Below are 12,733 nucleotides of genomic sequence, written 5' to 3'. Positions count from 1 at the left end.
TTTCCTCAAAACGGTTTGCACGCCGTTCTTTACATGAATCCAAGTTCCAGACGGGCTTCATCGCTCATCATTTCCATACCCCAGGGCGGCTCCCACGTGAGCTCGACATCGACCTGTTTGACACCGGGGATCGGATCGACCGCATCGGCGACCCAACCGGGCATTTCGCCTGCAACAGGGCAGCCCGGCGCGGTCAGGGACATGATGACCCGCACCTCGTTTTCCGGCGATATATCAATGGTATAGATCAGGCCGAGTTCATAGATGTTCACCGGGATTTCCGGGTCATAAACACTGCGGCACGCCTCAACCACCGCGTCAAAGAGCGGGTGATCGGTGGTAGAGGGCGCAATCAGCGGCGCACCTTCGAGCGGTTCCGGGGCGTGGGTCATTTGGGCCTCTGGGTTGTTCCTGACCGATTATATAGGAATTGTCGCGGAAACGTCCAGTGGGCGCGGCGACGCGGGCTGGGGTTATTCTTGCGAAACGGTCCCGGGCAACGGGTCAGAGTGCCATGCGCAGTCAGATGGCGGCGGGATGTCGGCAATGTCGCGCCAGTCTTCTGGGACTGACGGGAGTTCACTCCAATCATCATCGTCCCATTCCGGGTCAAGCGTCAACCAACCGCGCCAGCGCCCGAAATATTCCTTGTCTGGCAATGGATCAGGGTTTTTGGCAATCCATCCCCAGAGACAAGTTTGCCCGATTTGGGTCTTTTTGTTGTTTGGCACAAGGACGGAGCCATCAAAAAATGCATTGCGCCAGTCCGTAAGAGCATCAATTTTTGCAGAGCGCAGGTCCACGAACCTCAGCGCGCCGCCATTGATTGTGCGCGCGCTGAGGTTCGTGTCCGAAGCGAGGTTCGGGTTTTCAAGGGTGCCTGTCAAGAGCGTCCCGAAGAGGTCCGCCCCCTGCATCTGCGCCCCGCTGAGGCGCGCCCCCTGCATCTGTGCCCCGCCAAGGTCAGCACCGGAGAGGAATGTTTCTGATAGGATGGCGTTGCGAAAATCGGGCGGATCGGCGTTGGGGGTGCTCCAGCGCGGTTTTTTAAGCGCGGCGAGGGCGGCGGTGCGTCGCGTTTTCCACTCGGCTTCGAAGGCCGCTGGTTGATTAGAGGCAGGGGTGGGCAACGCGGGTGTGTCGTCTTTGCCAAAGAGGAGACCGGGCAGGCGGCGGATCAGGCCGGGAACCGCAGCTTTCGGCGGATCGCAGGCCGGTTTCTCGCGGGCGCACCATTCGGACAGAAAATCCGCGCGGGCGATGTCATAGGGAAGCCAGTCGGCAGGTTTCTCGACCAGCGCGGCGCCGGTGAGGTTGATCTGAGCGAGGGTGTCAATGTCACCACGTGTTCGCCCCGTTGTCACGCTGCCAATCGCCAAAGCGAACACCGTGAGGGCGACCAACGCGCTGTCGTCCCAAACGTTGTGGACGCGGCTTTCCTTGTCCGATGCCATGCGGCGTTGCATCATCGAAAAGCTGGCATAGCCAAAGGCAAGCGCGAGGATCAGACAGATTCCAGCAAGACCGGTCATGACCCAGTCGCGGGCGGGCATCGAGGCCCACCAGAGCCAGCCGAGGATCGCGGGGCCGGCGATCCAGGCAAAGAGGGTGTTCCAGATGGCGTTTGGGATCTCCATGGCGCGGGGGGTTATGCAGGTGGGGTCGCGATAGGTGGCGTGCAGCTTCAGCGCAACGTCGCTGACCAGCCATGGGGTGATGGCGTCACCAAGTGGGGTGCCGTTGATGATAGGATCGGCGTCGCCGAGGGCGTCCCAGAGGCGGATCAGGTAGAGGTGGAAATAGCCGTAGACGGCGGTGATGAGCAACGGTGCTGCGTAAAAGAACAGCCATGTCGGAACCGAGACATTGACCAGCGGCAGGGCGGTGGCGCGGTCCACCCCGTAGAAATCGATATGCTGCACGCCCATCAGGGTGATGGCGACAAGGACTAGTACACCCAAAAGAACGAACCATGTGTTGCGCGCGTTGGTGGTGAGCGCGTTGATGCGGGCGACGGGATCGGGGGTGTCGGTCATGGGGTCGCCTGTGCGTGCAAGGGTCAGGGTTGGCGGGGGCCGCGGATGTTCCAGTAAAAGGCTTCGAGCTTGCGGCTGGGTTCTTCGAAGAATGTGTTTTCATAGGCGGTGTCGAGCAGGGACGGGCTGACCACGACCTTTTGTGACAGGATTTCAAAGAACCGGGCGATGTGCAGGTCGCGGATCTCGGCGCCTTTGCGGTGACTGATCTTGCCATAGATTGCATAACGGTCATTGGAATAGGTCTGACCCGCGCCTTCAATCTCGGCACCACATCCGGGGATGTTGCGGGCGTTGTAGGTAATGATCTCGCGGTCACCGATGTAATAGTAGAATTCGCCATTGCAGAAGGCTTTGGCGGCTTTTTCGTGGGTCTCGTAGCTTTGAACGACATAGCTGGTACTGAGCGCGGTGCTGCAGGCATTCGTCTGGTCACGGACATACGCGCGCAGCAGTTCGGCATAGCTCTTGAGTTCATTGGCCTCCAGAACCTTGGGAATGCCCGACAGCGCAGCGGTCGTGCTGCGCACGTATCCGATCAGCGGCTTTGCGGGGCAGGTGGCATTGCCGATCGTTGCGGTGCCACGGTTGATCAGCCCCATGCCCGACAGAAACAGCGGCGGAGACAGGATAAAGCCGTGACGGCGGGCATTTGTGATTGTCGCGGGATCGCAGAGGATGTCAATCTTGTCGCCGAGATACTCCAGACGGCTGGGTTTGGGGGTGCCATTGCGTTCGTCTTGCTGAATCAGGCAATCAACGTCCACGACCTTGACGTCCGAATAGCCAAAACTGTTTGAGTCTGCGGGGCGCGTGATCTGCATGTCGGCGAGGACTGCGTCGCAGATTTTGCTCATGTATCCAGTGTAGTTGCGCAAGGCCAACGGGGCCTGCGGTGCGGCGCTCCAGACTTCCCGCAGGTTTTCGGAGAAATAGGAAAAAGGTCTGGCGTGACGCCGCACACCGATGCGAAGCGACGTGATGTCGATCCGATCCGCAGGGTCTGGTTGCTGGCAGGTGGCGTTTTCGGGCGGAGCGTCTGGTTCGGTTTGCTCCTGTGCACTCACAGATGTTGCCAGCAACAGAAGAGCGAAAAATGTTGGTATTGTCGCACGGCTCATTCTTTCGGCTCCTTGCTGTTTTCGTCGGCACCTTCGGCGTCCTCGTCCTTGCCCTTGTTAAGGCGCGTGCCGGGGGTTTCGGAAAACTCGACGAAAAAGGCAAAGAGGATCAGGAACAGCACTGGCAGTTGGGTCAGGATCAGCAGGTCACGAGCGACATAGGAGGTCAGCCAGAAGGTTTCGGCAGCCAACGCTTCTCGGAAAGAGCCGGTGTTCCACCAGGCCATCCAAAAGCTGGTAACGTCGATGGGCGGCAGGAACCGTAATGTGGCCATCGGCACCAGCCAGACGGAAAAGACATAGATCGCAGAGGCCAACAGGGCGACAGACAACGTAGCGGGGAGCGTCCAGTCGTCATGCTTGTCGATCAGAATAAAGGTCGAGATCGACAATACAAAGCACGGCACAAGGTAGGCGATGAAATATTGCCAATTCTCGACAAATAGAAATTCAATCTGCGAGGTCGTGACATCAAATTCGGCATTCCAGAACAGGCGCAGAATAAATCCGATCGACAGGGCGAATACCCCTGCGAGCGAAGGAAGGATTGCGCCGGTCAATAGCCGCACATAGGGCACCCGTTTCATAGTCCATCGTCGCCAGGCGTTCTGGTCCATCTGAACGTCTTTTTCAAAGATCGACATTTGCACCACCGCAGCGACCATCAGCAGCAGCGCCAGATTGTCAAAGAATGTCCAGGCCATCATCTGCGATTTGGAGTCTTTGCGGTAGGCTGCAAGCCCCTTGTCAAACGCCGTTTGGCAAACCTCCTGCGTAAGCATTGGGTAGTCCTCGGGCCGTTCGTTTTTGTTTGGCTTGTCTGTTGTTTGATAGTGATCGTGCCGGCAGGCGAGATAGCTGTTTTCTGTGCGGCCAAGCCGATCATAGATTTGCTCGGCCATCAGGTTGGGATAGGTCTGGACCTCTTGTAACTTGAAGGACTGGTGAATGAAAAAACCGGAGAATGTGGCAATCACCGCAGCAAAGAACAGCGAGCCGGCAAAGGAATTCTGTTCTACCTTGTAACCGCGATCGGCAAAGGCCCGAACCTTCTGCAAGGCGCTTTGACGGTCGACGTTCAGGACCGTGCGGCTGTTGCAGATGAAATAGACGGCAAATACGGCTCGGGCGCTGTTGGCGACCTCTATGGCTTTTTCGCGCAAGCGTTCGAGACTGGCTTCATCGTATTTCTTGAAATCGTTGATTTCGTCATGCAGCGTCTTGGGGCTCTCGTCATTGGGCTTGCGTTTGTTGCCGGGTCTGCCGATCGAGTCATCGAGGTTCGTCGAAATATCACCCAGCTCTTTCATCCCGAGGAGCGGGAAATGGGTGGCCCGTTGGCCACCGATAATCGCAGGGCGCAGCAGGTCGATGACGCGCAATGCCTTGCAGATATCAAACAGGTACTGCTCTTTGCCCTTAGGCCGATTATCCTCGACTTCTGGTCCCAACCGGGTCTGGGCTTGGCTCAGCAATGAGGCGAACAGGCCTTTTGTGTTTTTGGATTTCTTCGCAGGGCGACCGGGCTCAAGGGGTAGGGTCGTGACCGTCATGAGATCGCTGATTGATTTTGGCGCGATTTCCTCGTCTTTTAGCGGTTTAAGCTTTTCCCGGAAACTGGCCATCAACGGTCCTGTCGGCGGGGTCGTTTCCGACAGAAAATCCGGATCCTGAAGACGGTCGAGCACCTGATAGACTCCGCGCGGAACTCCGGCGAGGCGGTGGGCGAGGGTGCGGATATGCAACTCAATGTTGCGCGTGGCACCTATCGAATAGAATGCGATGATAAACGCAGAGATAAAAAGCGGCTTGCCGTAGTTGGTTCCGGACAGATTAAAGGGATCGCTCTCCGGGCCAAGCGTTGTGCCGGTGGCCCCGACGAGATTGGCAGCGGCGTTGGAATTGTAGATCAGCTCGAACAATTCTGTAGAGGACAGAAGGACTGCATAGCTGATCAGGTACAGCAGCGAATAGACATAGAACCCGAAGTTCCATTCTCTGGGTGAGCACAGGTGCCGCGCCTCGAGATGCTCAAGAATGCCGTAAAAGGCGAAGGGGTGATGCTTGGCCGAAACCGAGTAATTGCGCCGCGCCTCGATCACAAGCGTAATGGCGCCGAAGAGGACTACTCCGGCGTAAATCAGATTGTTCATCTTTCAATCTTTGTCAGGCGCTAAGGGCAGCGTTCGACAGTCGGATTGCACGGTCCCGCGGCAGGGTCGCCGGGTCCGCCCAAGGGATCGACTGGCATGACCAGCACTGCAAAGATGACGCTAAAAAATGCGTACTTCATGTTTCTGCTCCAAAAAATATTTGTGGCAATAAGGGGTTAGGCTAACATGATTCTCGATTTTCGGCAACTTTGACGCGAATTGCACACAGCTTCGCCCTCAACCCATGGCGTGAGTGCGTTGAGGTGGTGCGATACAAGGGATAGTTGCCTGGTGGTGCTAAAGTCAGAATGGGCTGATCTCGTCCGGCCAGCGACGTGGGTGTTCGGTGATGACCAGCAAGACATCCGCACCGGGCAGATCGGTACGCACGTCCTTGATCATACGCAGGTTGATTTCGTCCACCTTCGATGCGGTCACAGGCTGGCCGGGGTCAAAATAGACAGTGACCAGATGGCTGCGCCCGAGCTTGGTAACCGAAAGATCGGTGAGGGTGCCGCCATGTTCGGCGATGGCTGGGCGGATCGCGCGACGGGCAGTGGCCAGCGTTGCGGGGCTTGCGGTGACCCCGGCGAGCTCGCCCAGACCGGCCATCAGATCGCGCCGGTACTGGCCAACCACAAAGAGGCAAAGGATGAGCACAACGATCGAGTCGCCAATAGGAGCGATCGGCGCCAGAAAGCCATCGCGGTAAACATAGACCGCGCCAAGGCCAATGGCGGCAGCGGCGGTGATGATCCCATCAAACATCGATGCCTTTGCCTCGAGCCGCAGGATATCGCTGGTTTTTCCAGTGCGGGACCACGTCCAGTGATGCAGTGCCCAGAGCAGGAAACAGGTTGCACCGATCAGGACGAAATAGATCAGCAGGGGTGCAAAGACCAACTGGGGTGGCGTGCCGCCGGACAGATATTTGTAGATGCTCATGCAGGCCGTGGCGACCGCAAAGAACACGAGACCCAGCAATGACAGGGCGCGAAACGTGGTAAAGAGCGCCTCGTCGGCGGCATATCCCATCGGGCGAACACGGTCCGGGCCGGCCTCGACATTCTGGCTGATACGGCGACCGAGGAAGGCGGCGGTAAAGCCTATCAGCGAGAACAGGCCATCGGTCATGATCGCGATCGAATTTGACAGGATGGCGGCTACAATCCCGGCCACGGCCATGAACAGGTTGCCCCACATCGCAATCTGCAACGAGCGGCCTTCGAGTTTGAGGATGCGCGCGGCGTCCATAGGTGGAGATGGAGCGGGGGGCGTGTCAGCCATTGATGTCGTCTTTGAACGTCTTGACCTGACCTTTGGGCAAAGCAAAATAGCGACGCAATGCAAGCCATGTGACAAGTGACAGTGCAGCAAAGATCAGGAGTAGGGCGGGCAGCGAAACCGACAGGCCAATCGCCAGCAACAATGCAACGACAACCGCCCCGATTGCGAAACCCAGAAAAATGAAGCCCGGGATCAGCATTTCGGCGATGCCGAGGATCAGCGCTAGGCAAAGCCAGACCCACCAGAGCGAGGCCAGCGTCATCAGCTACCGCCTTTCAGCATCTTGAACGCATCGCCAAACGCCTCAAGTGCGTTGGCAGGGACGAGGATGGTCTGTTTGCCATCGCCCGAGCCCAGTTTGTTGAGCGCCTCGACCTGTTTCAGTGCGACTTGATATTGTGCCGCCTCCAGCCCGTTTTCCTTGATCGCCTTGGCAACAACTGCGGTGGCATAGGCCTCGGCATCGGCCTGAATGCGCCGGGCTTTGGCGATCTGCTCGGCGGCGTAAAGCTCGGCATCCGCATTGAGTTCAACAGCGCGTTTGGTGCCTTCGGCCTCGGTCACCTGCGCCCGGCGCGCGCGCTCGGCGTTCAATTGTTGCAGCATGGCGTCGCGGGTGGCCTGATCAAGATTGACGTCGAGGATCTCGGCACGGGTGACTTCGATGCCCCAATCGTCCACGGCGTCCTCGACACTCGTCTGTATCTGGCCGATCAACTGGGCGCGGTTGGATTGCACCTCGTCCAGATCCATCTTGCCGATCTCGGCGCGCACGATTCCAGCAACTGTGGTGGCAATGGCGCCGTCAACGTCACGGATGCGATAGACGGTCTTTTCGGGCTCCAGAATGCGATAGAACACGGACGTGTCGATCTGCACCAGTACATTGTCCTTGGTAATCGCGTCCTGTGTGGCATTGGGCAGTTGACGTTCAAGGATCGAGATCTTGTGTTTCACTACGTCCAGAAACGGCACAATAAAGTTGATGCCGGGGCCGAGTACGGAATGGAGTCTGCCAAAGCGCTCGACCACATGCTTTTCTGACTGCGGGACAATGCGGACCCCTTTGAAAATGACGACAATGAGAAGAAGTGCGCCAAAGATAAAGATGCCACTGTCGCTGAGCAGGGCGTAGATCTGGTCTTCGGTCATAGGACTTCCTCCGGGATTGCCGGTTTGGTTCTGACTGTTGGTCGCGCGTTTATCAAGCCCAACCGGATCTCTCCTGCAGGGTTTGCCCGTTGGAGGGGTGAAGTCGCGTGTGCTGGTGCTAACAATGGGGCGACCGATAGTGGGCTGGATCGAGATGTCTGCCCCGTGCTTGCTGCGCGCGCGAAACCAGAGCTGCGCGTAGCGTGATGCTGGATGGATTGCGAACGTGCGGGAGAGCCGCCCATTCTTAAGCGCCGGGTCTGTGTGTTCTTACCGATGAGGCGGGCGCCCTTGAGGTGCTGACCCATGCGGGTTGGCAAGCCGAGGCTGCGACTGTCGAGATAGATAGGCTGTGATAGTACGGGGCGGGAAAAAACCGTGTCAGCAGAAATCCACTATTTCAGAGTGGATTCGCCGGGCGTGTACTCTGACCTTTGCCTTTTCGCCAAGAGGGCGGTAACGGAGGCGGATGACTGACAGATTTTCATTTGCGTTGAACGCAACCGATGGCAGCGCCCGCACGGGGGTGATTTCGACCCCAAGGGGTGAAATCCGTACGCCAGCCTTTATGCCGGTTGGCACGGCGGCGACCGTCAAGGCGATGCTGCCCGAAAGCGTCGCGGCAACCGGTGCCGATATTCTTTTGGGTAACACCTATCATCTGATGCTGCGCCCAACGGCCGAACGCATTGACCGGCTGGGCGGGCTGCACCGTTTCATGAACTGGGACAAACCAATCCTGACGGACTCCGGCGGCTTTCAAGTGATGAGCCTTGCCGGGCTGCGCAAGCTGACCGAAGAAGGCGTGACCTTCAAATCCCACATTGACGGTTCGAAACACGCGCTGACCCCGGAACGCTCGATGGAGATCCAACGTCTTTTGGGCAGCGACATTGTCATGTGCTTTGACGAATGTCCGGCCTTGCCCGCCGACAAAGCGCGCATTGCCGAAAGCATGCGCCTGTCGATGCGATGGGCGAAACGGTCGCGCGACGCATTCGGAGATCGCCCGGGGCACGCTCTGTTTGGTATTCAGCAAGGTGGGCTTGAATCTGACCTTCGGGCCGAGAGTGCCGAAGCACTGCGAGAGATCGGGTTTGATGGCTATGCTATCGGCGGTCTGGCCGTGGGCGAAGGCCAGGAGGCGATGTTCGGCTGTCTTGATTTTGCCCCTGACATGTTGCCCGAAAACAAGCCTCGCTATCTGATGGGGGTTGGCAAGCCTGATGACATCGTCGGCGCGGTGGCGCTCGGGGTGGACATGATGGATTGTGTGTTGCCAAGCCGATCTGGCCGTACCGGGCAGGTGTTCACCCGGCGGGGCGTTTTGAATATCAAAAACGCCCGTCATCAGGATGATCCGCGACCGTTGGACGAGGATTGCGGATGTCCTGCCTGCCGCAACTACAGCCGCGCCTATCTGCACCATGTTTTTCGCAGTCAGGAGATCATCAGTTCGATGCTGCTGACCTGGCACAATCTGCAATACTATCAGGATTTGATGGCCGAGATGCGGGCGGCAATTCAGGCCGGTAAATTTGCTGCTTGGGAAAGTGCATTTCACAGCGCACGCGCTGAAGGAGACATCTCACCTTTGTGACCGGACGGCGATCTGGGGATAGCGTTACAGTATTGCGCATGTTTGTTGCGCGATGACTGTTCGGGTTCTAGGCTGGCAGGTGTCGGTGTGGTGCAAACTCCTACACTGCGCAGCATCGGCATCTTGGCGTTTCTGCGAATCGGGAGGATTTTGGGATGAAGCATTTCTTAATTGCAGCATGTGCGGTTTTCTATGCTCTGGCAGCGCACGCAACCGTGACGGCCTCTGAAAAGGAGGCACTGGAAACCTACTGCAAACCGGATGCTGAACGGCTCTGCAAGGGTGTCGGGTTGGGGGGCGGCAAAATGAAGGCCTGCCTTGAGAAAAATGAAAATGAACTATCGGTTGGATGTGCCAAAGCCTTGCAAGCGCTCAAAGAGGGCTAGGCGACGTTTTGACTGCGTGCGAAGATTTTTCGTGGGGGCCGCCGCCCAACATAGCTTGTGTATGCCCAATTCAATTGAATTGGATGGCCGTGTTGAACCGGGTGCGATTCACGCTGTCAGGTGCTTTAAGATCCATTTGATTGGCTCCGAATAATCGTCGATCTAAGTCCTTTTTGCATGGGCTTTTAACAACGGGTGATCGCCACGATTTGGCTGCGGGTAGAACGCGCAGCCATCCGGGAATGTGTGTTTCCCGTGCCTTTTCTGTGCTCAACTGTTCAGACGATGCGCTAAATCGCGACTCCTGCAAATCCCATCCAATTGACGCCTTGCCCTCGGAAGGTGCGCACGTCATTGTGTCGGCCCAGAGATGTATAGAGGTTGAACTGGCGGGGGAAGGCCCCACCTTAAACACCTGAGACCGGAGATGGCCGGGCGTTGCCGCAGAGCGGGACCAGTGTCATCTTGCCAATAATAAGGACAGAGCATGCAAGACCCCCTGAATTCCTCCTATCCCGTGCTGCCGTTGCGTGACATCGTCGTGTTTCCACACATGATCGTCCCGCTGTTTGTTGGCCGCGAAAAATCGGTGCGTGCCTTGGAAGAGGTAATGGCGGATGACAAGCAGATTCTGCTGTCGAGCCAGATCGAACCCGGTGAGGACGATCCCGATACAAATGGCATCTATGCGGCTGGCGTATTGGCCAACGTGCTGCAATTGTTGAAATTGCCCGATGGCACCGTAAAGGTGCTCGTCGAAGGGCAGGCGCGTGTACGGATCACCGAATACCTTGAGAACGAAAGCTTTTTCGAGGCGCGGGCCGAGTATCTGACCGAAATGCCGGGAGATGTGACCACCACCGAGGCACTGGTGCGCTCTGTCGGTGATGAATTCGAGCGCTATTCGAAAGTGCGCAAGAACATCCCTGAAGAGGCGTTGGCAGCAGTCGGTGAATCCACCGAGCCCGCCAAACTGGCGGATTTGGTAGCTGGCCATCTGGGGATTGAAGTCGCGCAAAAGCAGGAACTGCTTGAAACGCTTTCGATCAGCGAGCGGCTGGAGAAGGTCTATGGCCTGATGCAGGGCGAGCTGAGCGTGTTGCAGGTCGAGAAAAAGATCAAGACCCGCGTCAAGAGCCAGATGGAGAAAACCCAGCGGGAATATTACCTGAATGAGCAGATGAAGGCCATTCAGAAGGAGCTTGGCGATGGCGAAGAGGGCGAAGGCGAGATCGCCGAGCTTGAGGCCAAGATCGCCGAGACCAAGCTGAGCAAGGAAGCCCGCGAAAAGGCCGATGCCGAACTCAAGAAGCTCAAGAACATGAGCCCAATGAGTGCCGAGGCCACCGTTGTGCGCAACTATCTTGATTGGATGCTGTCGATCCCGTGGGGCGTGAAGTCGCGCGTCAAGAAGGATCTGGGCAAGGCGCAGAAGGTGCTGGATGACGATCACTATGGCCTGGAAAAGGTCAAGGAGCGGATCGTCGAGTACCTCGCAGTGCAGCAGCGCAGCAAGAAGATGAAAGGCCCGATCATGTGTTTGGTCGGCCCTCCGGGTGTCGGTAAGACGTCGCTTGGCAAATCGGTTGCACGGGCCACCGGACGCGAGTTCATCCGCATCAGCCTTGGTGGTGTGCGCGACGAATCCGAAATTCGGGGCCACCGTCGGACCTATATCGGCTCGATGCCGGGCAAGATCATCCAGGCGCTGAAGAAGGCGAAAACCACCAATCCGCTGATCCTGCTCGATGAGATCGACAAGATGGGTCAGGATTTCCGGGGCGACCCGGCGAGCGCGATGCTCGAGGTGCTGGACCCTGAGCAGAACAACACGTTCATGGATCACTATCTTGAGGTTGAATATGACCTCAGCAACGTGATGTTCCTGACCACGTCGAACTCCTACAACATGCCGGGTCCGCTATTGGATCGGATGGAGATCATCCCGTTGGCTGGATACACCGAAGACGAAAAGCGAGAGATCGCCAAACAGCATCTGATCGAAAAGCAGGTCAAAAACCACGGTCTGAAAGCCAAAGAATTTGAACTGACCGAAGCGGCGCTGACCGAGATTATTCGCACTTATACCCGCGAAGCGGGTGTGCGGAATCTCGAACGCGAAATCGCCAAGGTCGCGCGAAAGAGCCTGACCAAGATCATCAAGGGCGAAGCGGAAAGCGTTACCGTGACACCTGAGAATCTGGGTGACCTGCTGGGTGTGGCCAAGTATCGTTATGGGCTGGCCGAGCAGAAGGATCAGATCGGGGTGGTGACCGGGTTGGCCTATACCAGCGTCGGTGGTGAATTGCTGCCGATCGAAGCGCTGCGCCTGCCCGGCAAGGGCCGGATGAAGACCACCGGCAAACTGGGCGATGTCATGAAGGAAAGCATCGACGCGGCCAGCAGCTATGTGCGTTCGATCAGCCCGCAGATCGGGGTGAAACCGCCACGGTTTGACCGGCTCGACATCCACGTTCACGTTCCTGATGGCGCGACGCCAAAGGACGGCCCAAGCGCCGGTCTTGCCATGGTCACGTCGATTGTGTCAGTTCTGACCCAGATTCCGGTGCACAAAGACATCGCCATGACAGGCGAGGTCAGTCTGCGGGGCAACGCGATGCCAATCGGTGGGCTCAAGGAAAAACTGCTCGCGGCATTGCGTGGTGGCGTTAAGACCGTGCTGATCCCGGAGGAAAACGAAAAGGATCTGGCCGAGATCCCGGACAACGTGAAGGACGGGCTCAAGATCATCCCGGTTAAACACGTCTCCGAAGTTCTCAAGCATGCGTTGGTGCGCCAGCCCGAAGCGATCGAATGGGATGAAGCGGCAGAAGAAGAAGCCGCTGCCGCGCGTGCAGCGCTCACTCCGGCGGACGATGGGTCCACCGCCAGAGCGCACTGATATTGGGCAGATGACAATAGGGGCGCTCTGGCAACGGGGCGCCTCTTTCTGTAACTGGCATTCGTTTGGCTGATCCGATAGATTTGCGGCAGGGCG

General features: G+C 57.6%; 10 protein-coding genes. 3 read left to right on the top strand and 7 right to left on the bottom strand.

Translation table 11 applies throughout. The annotated features are described in order from the left end of the window. Positions 1 to 29: 29 nt before the first annotated feature. The 7 genes from ABJO75_RS26695 to ABJO75_RS26665 form a co-directional block, all read right to left on the bottom strand. A complete protein-coding gene (locus ABJO75_RS26695; protein ID WP_348125603.1) occupies positions 30 to 392 on the bottom strand; it encodes an SUF system Fe-S cluster assembly protein in 363 nt (120 codons plus the stop codon). An 81-nt stretch (positions 393 to 473) separates the two neighbouring features. Beyond that, a complete protein-coding gene (locus tag ABJO75_RS26690; RefSeq protein WP_348125601.1) occupies positions 474 to 2,036 on the bottom strand; it encodes a pentapeptide repeat-containing protein in 1,563 nt (520 codons plus the stop codon). Between the two features lie 23 nt (positions 2,037 to 2,059). Then, positions 2,060 to 3,157, bottom strand: coding sequence for a hypothetical protein (locus tag ABJO75_RS26685; RefSeq protein ID WP_348125599.1), 1,098 nt, complete (start codon positions 3,155 to 3,157; stop codon positions 2,060 to 2,062). After that, the gene (locus ABJO75_RS26680; protein WP_348125597.1) at positions 3,154 to 5,310 is read right to left on the bottom strand and encodes a hypothetical protein; all 2,157 of its coding nucleotides are present in this window, start codon (positions 5,308 to 5,310) and stop codon (positions 3,154 to 3,156) included. Before ABJO75_RS26680 ends, ABJO75_RS26685 begins: the two co-directional genes overlap by 4 nt. A gap of 303 nt (positions 5,311 to 5,613) precedes the next feature. Further along, positions 5,614 to 6,597: a cation transporter gene (locus ABJO75_RS26675; RefSeq protein ID WP_348125595.1), complete on the bottom strand. Its 984-nt coding sequence runs from the start codon at positions 6,595 to 6,597 to the stop codon at positions 5,614 to 5,616. Continuing rightward, the gene (locus ABJO75_RS26670) at positions 6,590 to 6,859 is read right to left on the bottom strand and encodes a hypothetical protein (RefSeq protein WP_348125593.1); all 270 of its coding nucleotides are present in this window, start codon (positions 6,857 to 6,859) and stop codon (positions 6,590 to 6,592) included. The genes ABJO75_RS26675 and ABJO75_RS26670 overlap by 8 nt, the downstream gene beginning before the upstream one ends. Then, positions 6,859 to 7,749 (bottom strand): SPFH domain-containing protein, encoded by an 891-nt coding sequence (locus ABJO75_RS26665; protein WP_348125591.1) that lies wholly within the window; start codon positions 7,747 to 7,749, stop codon positions 6,859 to 6,861. Before ABJO75_RS26665 ends, ABJO75_RS26670 begins: the two co-directional genes overlap by 1 nt. A gap of 469 nt (positions 7,750 to 8,218) precedes the next feature. On the opposite strand from ABJO75_RS26665, the gene tgt reads away from it, so the two are divergent. The 3 genes from tgt to lon all read left to right on the top strand — a co-directional run bounded on the left by tgt (position 8,219) and on the right by lon (position 12,637). Then, complete coding sequence (gene tgt, locus ABJO75_RS26660) at positions 8,219 to 9,349, top strand: tRNA guanosine(34) transglycosylase Tgt (RefSeq protein WP_348125589.1); 1,131 nt, start codon at positions 8,219 to 8,221, stop codon at positions 9,347 to 9,349. Between the two features lie 155 nt (positions 9,350 to 9,504). Beyond that, complete coding sequence (locus tag ABJO75_RS26655; protein WP_348125587.1) at positions 9,505 to 9,735, top strand: cysteine rich repeat-containing protein; 231 nt, start codon at positions 9,505 to 9,507, stop codon at positions 9,733 to 9,735. Positions 9,736 to 10,222: 487 nt separating this feature from the next. Next, positions 10,223 to 12,637: an endopeptidase La gene (gene lon, locus ABJO75_RS26650; RefSeq protein WP_348125585.1), complete on the top strand. Its 2,415-nt coding sequence runs from the start codon at positions 10,223 to 10,225 to the stop codon at positions 12,635 to 12,637. The last annotated feature ends 96 nt before the right edge of the window (positions 12,638 to 12,733 follow it).

The sequence above is a fragment of the Sedimentitalea sp. genome (genome assembly GCF_039973035.1).
In the GTDB taxonomy this organism is placed as follows: Bacteria; Pseudomonadota; Alphaproteobacteria; order Rhodobacterales; family Rhodobacteraceae; genus Sedimentitalea.
This window is presented reverse-complemented; position numbering and strand designations above follow the sequence as displayed.